The sequence below is a fragment of the Streptomyces sp. NPDC006643 genome (genome assembly GCF_042870175.1).
GTDB lineage: Bacteria > Actinomycetota > Actinomycetes > Streptomycetales > Streptomycetaceae > Streptomyces.
Genome location: NZ_JBIAHA010000013.1, coordinates 77,777 through 92,184, shown reverse-complemented (window position 1 = coordinate 92,184; position 14,408 = coordinate 77,777). Strand labels below are relative to the sequence as shown.

The window sequence follows — 14,408 nt, the reverse complement described above, 5'->3', positions numbered from 1 at the left end:
CGGTGATCTTAGTCGTCTGCCTGACGATAAACAGGCGTTCCCCTCAGGTCCGCCGGTTTCTTCCGCGCCCCGCCACCGGCCCCCGCCGGGGGTGCGAACGCGCCGCCCCGCCCGCGCCCACCACGTGCCGCCGCGCCCGGCTCTCACTTGCCCGTCTTCGTACCGCGCTGCCCACTGCGGCCGTCGGCCCAGCCGCGTGTCGCCGGCGGACCGGGACGCGTCCGCGGTGACGGCACCGTCCTGGGAGTCGCCTTCTTGATCGTCTTCTTCATCAGCCTCCTGGCCCGCTTCGTGGTGGCCCGCCGCACCGGGTGGGCCGGTGGGCTCACGGCGGCGTCGCGCTCGCCGCGGATGCAGCGCCGGAGGGTCTCCGGGTCGAGCCCCTCGTTGAAGGCCTGATGGAGGAGTTGGGCGAAGGTGTACGTGGGGTCGAGACGCAGGGCGAGTCCGAGCGCGACCCGGGCCGTCGGCTCGTCGTCGCGGGACCACGCGACCCAGCCGGCCAAGGTGAGCGGCGCGACGGCGTGTTCGGCGTAGGAGCCGACACAGCGACGGGCCAGGGCCCGCCAGAGCCGTAGCGCCGGCTCGGCGTCGGGACCCTCCATCCACCGCGCCGCCCGGTCCCGGATCTCCCGGTCCTGGAGGCCGATGATGACCGCCGCCGCCTCGTCGTCGCCGATGAGCCGGTCGTCGGCGGCGTCCGGGCCGCCGTCGCCCTCGGTGGCGCGCCCAGCCCCTTCCCGGCGCGGTGGGGCGGGCGGCGACTGTGCCAGGCGGTCCAGCAGATCCCGCGCCGTCCGGAGCGTCGACCTGCCGACCTGCTCGCGGTCGCCTCCGCCCAGGATCGCCGGCACCAGCGCGCCGGCGGCCTCGTCCAGCGCCCGCTCCTGCTTCGCCGACCGCTCGACGGAACCGGGCCAGGGCTCCAGCCGCGCCTCCATCTCCCGCAGGGATCCGCGCACTTGGATTCCCGCGTAGGCGGAGGCGGCGGCCATCACCGAAGTACCGGGCAGCGCCAGCGGAGTGCCCTCGGGCGGGCAGCAGCGTGTGTCCGGGCAGCAGTAGGACCAGAAACGCCCGTCGGAGATGCAGAGCACCTCGTGCACGGGGATGTCGAGGCGGCCGAAACCCGTGCGGATGAACTGTGCGAGCGGTTGCAGCCGGTCACGTACGCCCCGGCCCGTGCCCCCGTGCTCCGGGTCCTGGCAGAGGAAGGCCACGATCCCGTCCGGCCGGGATCCGCGCCGCTCGCTCCCCTCCACCAGGCACGCGGCCAGTTGTTCGGAGACGGGCGCCCACTCGCGGGGCGCGCGCGGAATGCCGAGCCTCAGCCGCCCGCCGAAGCGGCCCTCGTCGCCGTGGAGCGCGACGAGCACCACCGAGTCGGAAGGATGGAAGCCCATCAGAAAGGGCAGGGCATCGGCGAGTTCGGCGGGGCTGCGCAGGGTGACCTGCTGCTGGGCGGCGGGACGGGTCGGTTCGGTGTGCTTGTTCATGCCTCGACGCTCTCGCGGAACCCACGATCCCGCGACCCCTGTGGATAACTTTATCCACAGGTCAGTTCAGGCCAGGGAGAGCCGTCCCCTCGGCGCTCCCGGCCCACCGCAGGAGATACGTCTTGGTGAGTTGCCTTGGCCCGCGCATCTGATGGCCGGCCCACCATGTGCGGAAGTCCGGGTCACGCAGCTTGAGCTCACCGACCAGGGCGGCCAGCGCCGTCGCGCAGCCCACCGCGGGCAAACTCGCGGAAGTCCTCGGCGCGCGACGGATCTTCCTCCTCGGCATCGTCCTGGTGCTGCTCGGCGGCGTGGTCGGCGGCCCGCCATCGCGGGCATGGCCACCGCCGCCGTCGGCCCGCCCATCGGCGGACTCCTGGCCGGCGCGGCCGGCTGGCCGACGGAACCGCCGACGGCGACCCCCGGATCCACCGGGAACCGCTCGACAAGGTGTTCCCGTCCCGCGCCCATGTCATCGACACCGCCGGGCTGCGCGAACTACTGCCGTCCGCGTGACCCTCCCCCGGCCGTCGAGCGAGCGGTCAGCGCGCCGCCGAGGGGGGCGGCAGCCGCATATGGGCGAGGTCCGGCGGGATGGGGGTGTCGGGGCGGAAGAACGGCGCGGCCTCCCCGTCGGGCGTCGTCGCGGGAGCGTCGGCCAGCCGGAAGCGGTCCCGCAGCCGGCCGTAGAAGTCGGTCGGGTGCAGTCGGATGAGCCGTACCCGGTTCCGGGCGCGGAAGACGCCGATCCAGTCGCCCGGGTCGAGTACCCCACTGAGCTGGCCGTCGATACTGACGGCGGCCTGGCCCGAGTGCGGAAGCACCCGTAGGGCGACGGGCTCGTCCGGCGCCGCCACGACGCTCCGGTTGAAGGTCATGTGCGGGGCGATCGGGGTGAAGACGACCGCGTCCATGTGCGGGGACAGCACGGGCCCGCCGGCCGCGAAGCTGTAGGCCGTGGACCCGGTCGGAGTCGCCACCGCCAGGGCGTCGGCCGCGTACGAGGCGAGCAGACTGCCCGCCAGGTAGACGCCGACGGCGACTTGATGGTCGCGGGCCAGCTTCTCCAGGACGATGTCGTTCAGGGCGACCACGTCCAGAGCCAGGCCCCAGCCCGCCCCTTCGGTGGTCGCGGGCCTGACCTGTGGTGGCGGCAGTGCGGGGCCGCGGCCGTAGCGGAGCAGGGCCTCCATCTCCTTGGGGATCTCCAGGGCCCGGGAGGCGCGCATGGTCAGCGCCATCCGTTCCTCGACGACGGCATGCCCGTGGTGTACGGCCTCCAGTGCCCGGGTCACATCGCCGGCGGGCACCTCGGTGAGGAAGCCGACCTTCCCCAGATCCACCCCCAGCACACTCGCGCCGCAGTTGACCGCGATACGGGCCCCGCGCAGGAAGGTGCCGTCTCCGCCGAGCGTCACCACGAGATCCGGGCTGCCGGCCGCTTCGGCTTCCTCACGGCTGCCCCGGCGGTGCTGCTTCGCCCAGACGTCGATCTCTGTGCAGCGGATGCGGTACGCGTCGCACCAGGCGTGCACCGCGCGGGCGACGTCCAGGGCGGCGGGGCGTCCCTGGTGGACGATCAGGCCGATGCGTCGTACGGGCATGACAACCTCCGGAGCCGCGTGAACCGCGGATCCACATCGCGAGAAGGGCTCGCGCACAAGCTAGCCGTCGGCGGCGGCGAGATCCGGGAGCAGCGCGACGGTTTCGGTCCGATCCCGTGCCCCCTGTGGACAGCGTTATCCACAGGGCGGGTCCGGCATTCGCGCTTTGTCCGAGCCATCAGGTTGCATGGGGGCATGACCAACGCAGAACGCGCAGCTCTCCGGGCCTCGGCCGACTCCGTCCTCGCCCGCCTCGTCGGTGATCCCACCGGCGCTGCCCGCCTGCGCGAGGACCAGTGGCGGGCCATCGAGGCGCTCGTCGCCGACAAACGCAGAGCGCTGGTCGTGCAGCGGACGGGCTGGGGCAAGTCCGCGGTGTATTTCGTCGCGACGTCCCTGCTGCGTGCCCAGGGCAGCGGCCCGACCGTGATCGTCTCCCCGCTGCTGGCGCTGATGCGCAACCAGGTGGAGGCCGCCGCCCGCGCCGGGATCAGCGCGCGCACGATCAATTCGTCCAACTCCGAGGAGTGGGACACGATTCAGGCCGAGGTGGCGGCCGGCGAGGTCGACGTGCTGCTCGTCAGCCCCGAGCGGCTCAACAATCCCGACTTCCGCGACCAGGTCCTGCCCGCCCTGTCGGCGGCCACCGGACTGCTCGTGGTGGACGAGGCCCACTGCATCTCCGACTGGGGCCACGACTTCCGCCCCGACTACCGCCGACTGCGCACGATGCTCGCCGAGTTGCCGTCCGGCGTCCCGGTGCTGGCCACCACCGCCACGGCGAACGCGCGCGTGACGGCCGACGTCGCCGAGCAGCTGGGGACCGGAGCGGGCACGGACGCGCTCGTGCTGCGCGGAGCGCTGGACCGGGAGAGCCTGAGTCTCAACGTACTGAGGCTTCCGGACGCCGCGCACCGGCTGGCCTGGCTGGCCGATCATCTGGTCGACCTGCCCGGCTCCGGGATCATCTACACCCTGACCGTCGCCGCGGCCGAGGAGGTCACCGCCTATCTGCGCCAGTGCGGCCACACCGTCACGTCGTACACGGGCCGCACGGAGAACGCGGACCGTCAGCAGGCCGAGGAGGACCTGCTGGCCAATCGCGTCAAGGCGCTGGTCGCCACCTCCGCCCTGGGCATGGGGTTCGACAAGCCCGACCTCGGCTTCGTCGTCCATCTCGGCTCCCCGTCCTCCCCCATCGCGTACTACCAGCAGGTCGGCCGCGCGGGGCGCGGGGTGGAGCACGCCGAGGTGCTGCTGCTCCCCGGCAAGGAGGACGAGGCCATCTGGCAGTACTTCGCGTCGGTCGCCTTCCCGCCCGAGGAGCTGGTCCGGCGCACGCTGGACGTCCTGGCGCACGCGGACAGGCCCCTCTCGCTGCCGGCCCTCGAACCGCTGGTCGAGCTGCGGCGCACCCGGTTGGAGACGATGCTCAAGGTGCTCGACGTGGACGGCGCGGTGCACCGGGTCAAGGGGGGCTGGACCAGCACCGGACAGCCCTGGGTGTACGACGCGGAGCGGTACGCGTGGGTGGCGCGCCAGCGGCAGAGCGAGCAGCAGGCCATGCGGGACTACGCGACGACGACGGCCTGCCGGATGGAGTTCCTGCGGCTCCAGTTGGACGACGAGGAGGCCGCGCCCTGCGGACGGTGTGACAACTGCGCGGGGGCGCGGTTCACGGACAAGGTCTCCGGCGGCGCCCTGGACGCCGCCCGGGGCGAGTTGGGCAGGCCCGGCGTGGACGTGGAGCCGCGCAAGATGTGGCCGACCGGGCTGACCGCCGTGGGCGTCGATCTGCGGGGTCGCGTTCCCGCCGGTGAGCGCAGTTTCCCCGGTCGGGCGCTCGGCCGGCTCTCGGACATCGGGTGGGGCAACAGGCTGCGCCCGATGCTGGCGCCGCAGTCGCCCGACGGTCCGGTCCCCGACGACGTGGTGAGCGCCGTGGTGAGCGTCCTCGCCGACTGGGCGAAGGGGCCCGGTGGTTGGGCGTCCGGGCAGGACGACGCACCGGCAAGGCCGGTGGGTGTCGTGACCGTCGCCTCACGGAGCAAGCCCCAGCTCGTGGGGTCGCTGGGCAGCCGGATCTCCGAGGTGGGCCGGATGCCCCTGCTGGGTACGGTCGAGTACGCGCCGGGCGCCGAGGGGGAGCACATCTCCCGTACGAACAGCGCCCAGCGGGTCCGGGCGCTGCACGAGGCGTTCACCGTGTCACCGGAGTTGGCCGAGGCCCTGACCTCGGCGGCGGGTCCCGTCCTGCTCGTCGACGATCTCTCGGACACGGGCTGGACGCTGGCCGTGGCCACCCGGCTGCTGCGCAGGGCCGGAGCCGAAGGGGTGTTCCCGCTGGTCCTCGCCGTTCAGACGTGACCACGTATCAGAGGGGCCCCGGATGGGCAGGATCATGGCAGGGATATGAGCGCCATTCCCGCTCATTCCGGTCAGCGGTGCCAATTGCTCGTTGCCGCCTGCCTCAAGCCCGGCAAGAATTGGAGATGCCCCCCGCACGGTCGGACTGTTCGCGGTCCGGAAGGACTGTGCCCCGGCGCGCCTCACCCGACCCTGCCCGCACTGTGGGCGCGTATGCGAAGGGAGGAACGTGACCTTCGGATTCGCTCCGTCCGCAGCCTCATCGATCACGACAGCCGATTCCGTCACCCGCCTCGCCAGAATGCTCGAACCCGCCGAATGGGCGGCGGCCGGCATACCCCTGCTCCGTAGCCCACGCGAGGTCGTCAGCGGTCTGCACTCCCGGCACCGGCCGACTCCGGCGACCGCCGTCGTCGCCGTCCTCGACCACGAGGAACGTCTCGCCGCCAGTGCCTCGTTCGCCCCACGAGCGGCGCCGGTCGACGGGTGGGAGTTCCGCAACGCGCTGCTGGCGCATCTGCGCCGGGTCATCCCGCACGATCTGCGGCGCCGTACGCCGGTGCGCACCGCCGTCCTGCTCTACTGCCGCGACGGCGACGAGCGCTGGACGGAGGAGGACGGCGCCTGGATGTGGGGGCTGCGGGACGCCTGCACACTGCACGGCCTGCGCTGCGGCGCGTACATCACACTGACGCGTGGTGGCTGGCAGGTGCTGGGCGAGGGCCGGGGCGGCCGGCGGCCCAACTCCGAGTCGCCGCCCGAGAGTCTCGCCGAGACGGTGTCCGACTCCGCTCCCTCACCCCTGCGTTCCGGGGGCGGCGCGGTGGAGGCGCTGCGGCGCACGGCGGCCCGCTGACCCGCGGCGCCCGCGGGCGCCGGCCCGGCCGCCCACGCGGGGCAGCCGGGTCATGAACGGCCGTGGCCAGGCCCGGGACCCGGACCCGTAGCCCACCCGGGCCCGGGAGCCGGACCCGGAGACCCGGCCCACCACTCGGCGGGATCGGGTCAGACGCCCGCGCCGAGCACGGAGTTGACCCGCTGCGGGTCACCGCACACGACGAGCAGCGCGGCGGCCCGCTCCCGCGCCGTCGGCAGTACTCGCGCGACAACGTCGTCGCCACCACCGTTGAGCGCCACGACGACCACGGGGCGCGACTTCGCGCGGTCCACGGCCGAGGCGTCGGCGAAGAACACGTCGTCGCCCGTGTCGTGCTGCTCCCAGTAGGAGTTCTCACCGAAGGACAGCTCATGCGTGGCCCACGGGTGCCGTTCGCCCGTGGTGAGTACGAGGATGTCGCCCGGCGCGCGACCGGAGTCCAGCAGCAGGTCGACCGCCTCGTCGGCGGCGTCCAGCGCACCGTCCACCGAGGCGGGGATCAGCTGGATCTGAGGGACGGAACGGGTCTCCTCCGGCACGGCGGCGGGCCGTTCGGCGGGGACCTGCGAGCGCTCCGGCGGCGCGGGCCTCGCGGGACCGCGACCCGGGTGTCCGGGACGCGGTGTGGCCGCGGACCTCGGCCCGGGAACGGGACGGGGACGCGGGCCGGGTACGGGACGGGGGGTCGACGCGGTACGGCCGGTGGCCGGAGTGGCGCGGGGACCCTGGGCGCTCTCGGGAATCTGAGGCTCCTCGGGGATGAGAGGCATGAGTGGATGTCTATCAAACGCCGACGCGCAAGTCATCGGCGGGTGGGCACATGTGTGCCATTTGTTGCGCTTGCCGAGTACGGCCGGGGCGGTGCGCGGGCCGTATCCGCCAGAACCGAGCGGGTCGCTCGGACGGATCGTTCGGATGATTCGGACGGTTCCGATCGTTCGGGTCAGAAGTCGAAGCCGAGCTGGCCCTCGCTCTCCAGCAGCTCCGCCTCGGCGGAGATACGGACCTTCTTGAGATGGCGCCACCGGGGCAGCGCGTCGAGATAGGACCACGAGAGCCGGTGGTGCGAGGTCGGCCCCCGCTCCGCCAGCGCCGCCTTGTGCACCGGCGAGGGATACCCCGCGTTGGCGTGGAAGGCGAAACCGTCGCATTCCTCGGAGGTGGCGCCCAGTTCGGCCATCATCGCGTCCCTGCGCACCTTGGCGAGCACCGAGGCGGCGGCCACCGAGACACAGGAGATGTCGCCCTTGATGACCGTCCGGACCCGCCAGGGCTTGCCGAGGTAGTCGTGTTTGCCGTCGAGGATCACGGCGTCGGGCCGCACCGGCAGCGCGTCCAGGGCCCGTTCGGCGGCGAGCCGGAGCGCCGCGGTCATCCCGTGGTCGTCGATCTCCTCCGGCGATGCGTGCCCTATGGCGTGGGAGGTCACCCACGATTCGAGCTCCCGCGCCATCTCGGCACGGCGCTTGGGAGTGATCAGCTTGGAGTCGGTGAGTCCGACGGGGGCCCTGCGCAGACCCGTGATCGCCGCGCAGACCGTCACCGGCCCCGCCCACGCTCCGCGTCCGACCTCGTCGACACCAGCGATGATCTTGGCACCGGTGGTGGCGCGGAGCGATCGCTCTACGGCGTGGGTGGGTGGTTCGTACGGCATGGCGCAACCAAGGTTACGCCGCCGCTCCCCCGCCCGACACCCCGGGCTCCCCCTCCCGTACGCGACCGTCGGCGCCGCCCCTCCCGCCGATGCGCCGTACGCCTCAACACACCCTCGCCGTAAGGCTTTCCGGCCGACGGCGGCCGACAGCGGCGGGCGTCAGCCGGCGGACGGCCGCAGCATCGGCAGCATGACCTGGTCGACGAGCTGCGCGATGTCCTCGTCGGGCCAATCGCTGCCGCGCACCTTCGACCGGTACATCAGCACGGCCGGGATGACGTCGAAGACGAACGAGCTGGTGGCGTCGGCCCGTACGTCGCCCCGCCGGATTCCCCGGTGGACGACCTCACCGAACAGATTGGCCGACGGCTCGATCACGCCACTCATGATCAGCGCGTGGAAGCGCTCCGAGGATGAATTGTCGCATTCATGGAGGACCGCGCGGAGCGCCCATCCGGGCCGGGAGTACATCGCGTCCCGGACCAGCCGGGTCAACTCGTAGAGATCCTCGCGGACTCCGCCGTGATCGGGCGCGTCGTCGAGCGAGGGGAGCCCCGCCGCCAGCGCGTCGGCGACGAGATCCTCCTTGGAAGGCCAGCGGCGGTAGACGGCGGCCTTGCCGGTCTGCGCCTGAGCGGCGACGCCTTCCATCGTCAGGCCGTTCCAACCCACCGTGCTCAATTGCTCCAACGCGGCGTCGAGGATCGCGCGTTCCAGCACCGGCCCGCGACGTCGCGACACCGCCGTCCGCGGCCGAGCGGTGGCCGCCGAGCGTGAGGTAACCATCAGCAAGTTCTCCATCAGGCAAAGATTCATACGGCAGCTCCAGTGAACGGTTGCGTTCACTGACGGGGACTCACTACCGTGGACGACACAGTGAACGCGTCCGTTCACTAATTCACTTGGGGGACCCGTAGTGACAACCTCTCAACTAGAAGCGACACGCGAACCGGGTGCGGCTCGCCGCGAGGGACGGCCCGGCATCGCGCTGACCGTCATCGCGGCCTGTCAACTCATGGTCGTACTCGACGCGACAATTGTGAACATCGCACTCCCGCACATCCAGGATGCCCTCAGTTTCTCCACCACGGACCTCTCCTGGGTGCTGAGCGCGTACACGCTCACCTTCGGCGGCCTCCTGCTGCTCGGTGGCCGCGCGGGCGACATCCTCGGCCGCCGCCGCGTCTTCATGGCCGGCATCCTGCTCTTCACCTTCGCCTCGCTCCTCGGCGGCTTCGCGCAGGAGCCCTGGCAACTGCTCGCCGCCCGCGCGCTCCAGGGGGTCGGCGGCGCCATCGCCTCACCCACCTCGCTCGCCCTCATCACCACGACGTTCCCCGAAGGACCGGCCCGGAACAGGGCGTTCGGAGTCTTCGCCGCCGTCTCGGCGGGCGGTGGCGCGATCGGTCTGCTGGCCGGCGGCATGCTCACCGAGTGGCTCGACTGGCGCTGGGTGTTCTTCGTCAACGTGCCGATCGGCGTGCTGATCGCCGTCCTCGCACCCATGTACATCAGCGAGTCCAAGCGCCACCCGGGCCGCTTCGACCTCTCCGGCGCCGCCACGTCCACCCTGGGCATGGCCTCGCTCGTGTACGGCTTCATCCGGGCCTCGGAAGAGGGCTGGCGCGACTCGCTCACCATCGGATCGTTCGCGGCGGCCGTCATCCTGCTCGCCGCCTTCGCCGTCGTCGAGTCGCGGGCGAAGGAACCGATCATTCCGCTCAGGATGTTCGCCGATCGGAACCGGTCGGGCAGCTACGTCATCATGCTCAGCCTGGCCGCGGCCATGTTCGGGATGTTCTTCTTCATCGTCCTGTTCGTGCAGAACGTGCTCGACTACAGCCCGATCGAGTCCGGCCTCGCGTTCCTGCCGGTGACCCTCGCGATCGGCCTGGGAGCGGGGCTCTCGCAACGGCTGCTGCCGGTGCTCGGCCCGAAGCCGTTCATGGTCGCCGGCTCGACCATCACCGGTGTGGGGCTCCTGTGGCTGACGCTGATCAGCCCGAACAGCTCGTATGTGAGCGGTGTGCTCGGTCCGATGGTGGTCTTCGGCTTCGGCATGGGGCTCAACTTTGTGACACTGACGCTGACCGCGGTCTCCGGGGTCGCGCAGCACGAGGCGGGCGCCGCGTCGGGGCTGCTCAACGCGAGCCAGCAGGTGGGCGGTTCGCTGGGACTGTCCATCCTGGTCACGGTCTTCGGTACGGCGAGCCGCAACGAGGCCGAGAAGCAGGTGCCGTCGTTCATGGCGGAGGCGTCCCCGGCCGAGAAGGCGCAGTTCGCCACGGCCCACGAGCTGCCGGGGCGCTGGGGCCACGAGGTGCTGACGCAGGGCATCTCGACCGCCTTCACGGCCGCCGTGGGCATGGTGGTCCTGGCCCTGCTGACGGCGACGCTGGTGGTACGCGTACGCAAGAGCGACCTGGAAGCGCTCAGCGGCAAGGCGAGTGCGGGCGGACCGGCGGCGTAGAGCCGTACGGGACGTCCCCCGGGGGAGGACGTCCCGTACGCGGAAGGTGGCGTACGTAGAAGGTGGACTCGTACGACCGGAGCGGGCCGGCCCTACGCGTGGGCCGGCCCGACGGATGGGCCCGCCGGCCGCAGGTCGGCCCGACGGCCGAGGCGGCCGTCAGTAACCGTCGCCGGTGCGGCCGTCGTCGTACGGGTCGCGCTCGCCGCCCGAGCCGTTCCGCAGGTTCATCGACGAGCACTCCTCCCACCGAGGATCGATCGGCCGCTCGTCGAGGATGTCCCTCGCCTTCGACTCGCCCCAACTCGTCGCGTACCACGGCTCGTCCGCGTCGCCGAGGTCCCGCGCGATGCCGTCCAGGGCGCAGGAACGCAGCGGCTCGGGCAGTGTGTCGAGCGCCGGTACGGCGTCGGCGGAGAGCTGCTGGAAGTAGTTGATGTCGATCTTGTCGGAGGTCCGGTAGCGCTCGACGTTCCGTTCGGCGACGAGCGCGTCCGGCGAGATCAGTCCGAAGATCAGAACGCCCGCCGCGCCGCTGACGGCCACGGCGCGCGGCAGCCAGCGACCGCCGAACGCGCCGGCGGCCATGATCAGGACGATCACCAGCCCGAGCCACAGCTCCATCGCCGCCACCGAGACACGCAGCCGGGTCAGCCCGTACGCGTCCACGTACAGGTCCATACGGCGCAGCGCGGACGCGACGACGACCAGCGTGAGCACGCACAGGACACCGAGCACGGCGCCCACGAGCGTACGGTCCCTGGCCCCGTCGCGCGGTGCCCAGCGTCGCGCGAGACCGATCACGAGCAGGGTCAGGAGCGTGGCGCCGAGCAGCTGCCAGAAGCCCTGGGTGGCGTATTCGGAGTACGTCAGGCCGGTCTCGCTCAGAACCTTGTCGTAGCCGCCGAACAGCACGGTCAGCTGGACGCCGATGAACACGGCGAAGAGCAGATTGAGCACGATCAGCGGCAGCGCCCACTCCATCCGGCCACGCGCCGGCCCCGGCCGAACCGTGATCCGGTCCCAGCGCAACGGCGCGGCGGCCGTGTGGGCGGCGGCGAGCGCCCCGACGACACCGAGTACGAAGAGCACGGTGCGCCACGGCCCGTCGGCGACGGAGATGTCGGGTGTCAGCCCGCCGAGCAGATCGGCGAAGGCGGCGTCGGCGCTCGCGAAGAGCGCTCCGAAGACGATGAGCAGGACGAGGGCGACCGCCGCCGTACGGACAACGGGGGCCCATCGGCCGCGCGAACCCTCGGCGCGCTCGCGCACGCCCCGGACGCCCCAGAACAGGCCGGTGCCGAGCGAGCCGAACAGTCCGAACGGGCCGAGGAGGACGCCGAGCCAGGTGCGGCAGCCGTGCAGGGCGAGCGAGCCGAGCGCCAGCGCGGACGTCACGGCGAGGAACGTCGGCCAGCCCGCGTCGCGCAGGGCGGGGACGGAGAGCAGCGCGACCCCGCCCACGGCCCAGACCAGGGTCCACGGGCGCAGCCGCCGTCCGGCGTCACGCGCGGCGAAGTATGTGCCGAGCGCGGCGGGCACGGTCACGATCAGCAGATTGAGCCCGAGCCCGTCACCGAGGAGCAGCGCGCTGAGCAGGCCGGTGACGACGACGCACCACAGGGTGGCGACGCTGACACGCGCGGGCTCGGCGGAGCCGATCTCGCCGAGCCAGACGGGAGGCTCGTGCCGCGCCGGCTGCCACTGCTGCCACTGGGGCGCGGCCGGCGCCTGCGGCCGGCGTCCGGTGTGCGCGGGCGGGGGCCGATGCGGCGCGGGGCGCGGCTGCCCCGCCCCGGTAGCGCGGGCCGGGGCCTCCGTGTGCGCCCGCGCGGCGCGCGGGCTCGGCACGGCGTCCTCGATGTCCTGCCCCCCGGCAGCGGCACCTGGACGCGACTTCGGATCCGCGCCCGGCGCCGTTTCCTTCTTCTCATTCGCATGTGACGGCGTGTCCGACACGAGCCCCCCTCAACCGCCCGGTGCCAGGCGCACGGCGACAGGTCGGCGCTGGATCCCGGGCTCACGTGGACGCACGCCCGTCGATGATCAACGCGGCGGCATGGGGCGAGGCTAGCGCCATGCGGCGGGAGCGCTTCCGCCGGAGCGAGTCTGTGGCGGGACCGTGACAGAAGCGGCGGGCGCGCCTCCTAGGAAGGCGACGCCCCGACCGCTCGGCCGCCGTGGTCGCTCCCGGCCGTCACCGGGGCGTCACCGGGGGCCGGTCGGCAGCCAGTCGGGCAATGCCTCCGTCTGCTCCAGCCATCGCGCCGGCGGCGCGGAGGTGCTCACCGAGGCCACCACTCCCCCGACGATGGCGCAGTTCGTGTCGACGTCGCCGCCCACCTGCGCCGTGTTCCAGAAGGCCTGCTCGAAGTCACCCAGCGAACGGGCCGCCGACCAGAGTGCGAACGGGACGGTGTCGTGCGCTGTCGTACGCCGTCCGCTGCCGAGCACCGCGGCGACCGTACCGGCGTCGTCGTAGTCGAGCATGTCGCGCGCCCGGCGCAGCCCGGCTCCCACGGCGCTGCGGGGCACGAGCGCGATGACCCCGTCGAGCAGGTCCTGCGGGGCGGGCGGTCCGGCCTCGCCGGCGGCGATGGCGGTCGCGGCGGCCACCGCCATGGCACCGGCCACGGCCTCACGGTGCTGGTGCGTCGTGTACGCGGAGATCTCGGCCTGGTGCGTGGCCTGCTCGGGGTCGTCGGCGTACCAGGCACCGAGCGGCGCGATACGCATGGCGGCGCCGTTGCCCCAGGAACCCTGGCCGTTGAAGAGCCCGGCGGCCAGCTCACGCCAGTCGCCGCCCTCCCGGATCAGCCGGAGCATGCGGTTGACGGCGGGGCCGTAGCCGCGGTCGAAGTCGTGGTGCGTGGCGAAGGAGTGGGCGAGCGCGTCCTGGTCGACGCGGCCATGAACGGCGAGGACGGCCAGGACCGAGGTGGCCATCTCGGCGTCGTCGGTCCACTGCCAGGGGCCGGGCGGCGTTTCGCGCCGCTTCAGCAGCGGATAGTTCACGGGGACGAAGAACTGTGAACCGAGCGCGTCTCCTACGGAGAGGCCGCGCAGGCTGGCCAGGGCGCGCCGGTAGCGCGGATCGAGCGGAGGGGGTGTGGTGTCAGCGGTCATCGCTGCCTCACTCTATCCGGTGATGCCGTACGGCTCCGGGGTCCGCCAGCGCTCGAAGGGCCGGTCCAGCGTGTAGCGCCCGTCCTCACCGAGGAGCAGTGTCCGGGACTCCCCGTTGCCGGGGTTGGACAGCGACTCGAACTCGGCGACCGACCAGTGGAACCAGCGCATGCAGAAGAGCCGCATGGTCAGGCCGTGGGTGATCAGCAGCACGTTCGCGGGATGGTCGGGCGCCTCGAAACTGCGGTGGAGGCTCTCCAGGAAGGCACCGACCCGGTCGTACACGTCGGCGCCGGACTCGCCCTGGGCGAAGCGGTAGAAGAAGTGCCCGTAGGCGTCGCGGTACGCCTTCTGGAGGCGTACGTCCTCGTGGTCCTGCCAGTTTCCCCAGTCCTGTTCGCGCAGCCGGGGCTCCTCGCGGGCCCGCACCAGCTCCGGGTCGAGGCCGAAGGCGCGGAAGGTCTCATGGGTGCGGCGGTACGGCGACACGTACACGCTCACGCGCTCGCGGCCGAACACCTCGCGCAGCCGCGCGCCCGTCTCCTCGGCCTGGCGCCAGCCGGTCTCGGTGAGCCCCAGGGCATGGTCGGGCCGGCGTTCGTACACCGTGTCGTCTGCGTTGCCCTCCGACTCGCCGTGCCGGACGAGGACAATGCGTCGCGGTCTCACCATGGGTCGACCCTAGATCGCGCGGGAGCGGTCCATGCGGCGGCCCCCGGCGTTCGCGCCGTACGTCGCCCCGCGGGGTCGCTCCGCAGGTCGCTCCGTACGTCGTGCCGTACGGAGCGCGATCAGCGTGCCGTCGGGCGTGCCG

12 protein-coding genes are annotated in these 14,408 nt (G+C 72.3%); 3 read left to right on the top strand and 9 right to left on the bottom strand.

What is annotated here, in order from left to right; all coding sequences use genetic code 11:
• Nucleotides 1–143: 143 nt before the first annotated feature.
• The 3 genes from ACFYNU_RS19010 to ACFYNU_RS19000 form a co-directional block, all read right to left on the bottom strand.
• Nucleotides 144–1,496, bottom strand: coding sequence for a DUF4192 domain-containing protein (locus ACFYNU_RS19010; protein WP_356591878.1), 1,353 nt, complete (start codon nt 1,494–1,496; stop codon nt 144–146).
• A gap of 61 nt (nt 1,497–1,557) precedes the next feature.
• A complete protein-coding gene (locus ACFYNU_RS19005; protein WP_388766819.1) occupies nt 1,558–1,731 on the bottom strand; it encodes a hypothetical protein in 174 nt (57 codons plus the stop codon).
• A 307-nt stretch (nt 1,732–2,038) separates the two neighbouring features.
• Nucleotides 2,039–3,100 (bottom strand): NAD(+)/NADH kinase, encoded by a 1,062-nt coding sequence (locus ACFYNU_RS19000; protein WP_356591880.1) that lies wholly within the window; start codon nt 3,098–3,100, stop codon nt 2,039–2,041.
• A gap of 195 nt (nt 3,101–3,295) precedes the next feature.
• Between ACFYNU_RS19000 and ACFYNU_RS18995 the strand changes: the two genes are divergently transcribed.
• Together ACFYNU_RS18995 and ACFYNU_RS18990 are read left to right on the top strand one after the other, a co-directional pair.
• Nucleotides 3,296–5,467 (top strand): RecQ family ATP-dependent DNA helicase, encoded by a 2,172-nt coding sequence (locus ACFYNU_RS18995; RefSeq protein ID WP_356591882.1) that lies wholly within the window; start codon nt 3,296–3,298, stop codon nt 5,465–5,467.
• A 229-nt stretch (nt 5,468–5,696) separates the two neighbouring features.
• Nucleotides 5,697–6,323: a hypothetical protein gene (locus ACFYNU_RS18990; protein ID WP_356591884.1), complete on the top strand. Its 627-nt coding sequence runs from the start codon at nt 5,697–5,699 to the stop codon at nt 6,321–6,323.
• A gap of 149 nt (nt 6,324–6,472) precedes the next feature.
• On the opposite strand, the gene ACFYNU_RS18985 is transcribed toward ACFYNU_RS18990, so the two are convergent.
• The 3 genes from ACFYNU_RS18985 to ACFYNU_RS18975 all read right to left on the bottom strand — a co-directional run bounded on the left by ACFYNU_RS18985 (nt 6,473) and on the right by ACFYNU_RS18975 (nt 8,784).
• Nucleotides 6,473–7,114 (bottom strand): hypothetical protein, encoded by a 642-nt coding sequence (locus ACFYNU_RS18985; RefSeq protein ID WP_356591886.1) that lies wholly within the window; start codon nt 7,112–7,114, stop codon nt 6,473–6,475.
• Nucleotides 7,115–7,287: 173 nt separating this feature from the next.
• The gene (locus tag ACFYNU_RS18980; RefSeq protein WP_356591888.1) at nt 7,288–7,998 is read right to left on the bottom strand and encodes a ribonuclease HII; all 711 of its coding nucleotides are present in this window, start codon (nt 7,996–7,998) and stop codon (nt 7,288–7,290) included.
• A 159-nt stretch (nt 7,999–8,157) separates the two neighbouring features.
• On the bottom strand, nt 8,158–8,784 hold the full coding sequence (locus tag ACFYNU_RS18975) for a TetR/AcrR family transcriptional regulator (RefSeq protein ID WP_356591890.1): 627 nt from the start codon (nt 8,782–8,784) through the stop codon (nt 8,158–8,160).
• Nucleotides 8,785–8,914: 130 nt separating this feature from the next.
• On the opposite strand from ACFYNU_RS18975, the gene ACFYNU_RS18970 reads away from it, so the two are divergent.
• Nucleotides 8,915–10,468 (top strand): MFS transporter, encoded by a 1,554-nt coding sequence (locus tag ACFYNU_RS18970; protein ID WP_356591892.1) that lies wholly within the window; start codon nt 8,915–8,917, stop codon nt 10,466–10,468.
• Between the two features lie 159 nt (nt 10,469–10,627).
• Here the strand turns inward: ACFYNU_RS18970 and ACFYNU_RS18965 are convergent, their stop codons facing one another.
• The 3 genes from ACFYNU_RS18965 to ACFYNU_RS18955 form a co-directional block, all read right to left on the bottom strand.
• Nucleotides 10,628–12,427 (bottom strand): DUF4153 domain-containing protein, encoded by a 1,800-nt coding sequence (locus ACFYNU_RS18965; protein WP_388766746.1) that lies wholly within the window; start codon nt 12,425–12,427, stop codon nt 10,628–10,630.
• Between the two features lie 249 nt (nt 12,428–12,676).
• On the bottom strand, nt 12,677–13,594 hold the full coding sequence (locus tag ACFYNU_RS18960; RefSeq protein WP_356591895.1) for an ADP-ribosylglycohydrolase family protein: 918 nt from the start codon (nt 13,592–13,594) through the stop codon (nt 12,677–12,679).
• A 12-nt stretch (nt 13,595–13,606) separates the two neighbouring features.
• Nucleotides 13,607–14,266, bottom strand: coding sequence for a histidine phosphatase family protein (locus ACFYNU_RS18955; RefSeq protein ID WP_356591896.1), 660 nt, complete (start codon nt 14,264–14,266; stop codon nt 13,607–13,609).
• Between the last annotated feature and the right edge of the window lie 142 nt (nt 14,267–14,408).

Excerpts from the sequence above, each read along its gene's own strand:
- ACFYNU_RS19010 (WP_356591878.1), bottom strand. The coding sequence starts at position 1,496 with ATGAACAAGCACACCGAACCGACCCGTCCCGCCGCCCAGCAGCAGGTC.
- ACFYNU_RS19000 (WP_356591880.1), bottom strand. The coding sequence starts at position 3,100 with ATGCCCGTACGACGCATCGGCCTGATCGTCCACCAGGGACGCCCCGCC.
- ACFYNU_RS18995 (WP_356591882.1), top strand. The coding sequence starts at position 3,296 with ATGACCAACGCAGAACGCGCAGCTCTCCGGGCCTCGGCCGACTCCGTC.
- ACFYNU_RS18985 (WP_356591886.1), bottom strand. The coding sequence starts at position 7,114 with ATGCCTCTCATCCCCGAGGAGCCTCAGATTCCCGAGAGCGCCCAGGGT.
- ACFYNU_RS18980 (WP_356591888.1), bottom strand. The coding sequence starts at position 7,998 with ATGCCGTACGAACCACCCACCCACGCCGTAGAGCGATCGCTCCGCGCC.
- ACFYNU_RS18975 (WP_356591890.1), bottom strand. The coding sequence starts at position 8,784 with ATGGTTACCTCACGCTCGGCGGCCACCGCTCGGCCGCGGACGGCGGTG.
- ACFYNU_RS18960 (WP_356591895.1), bottom strand. The coding sequence starts at position 13,594 with ATGACCGCTGACACCACACCCCCTCCGCTCGATCCGCGCTACCGGCGC.
- ACFYNU_RS18955 (WP_356591896.1), bottom strand. The coding sequence starts at position 14,266 with ATGGTGAGACCGCGACGCATTGTCCTCGTCCGGCACGGCGAGTCGGAG.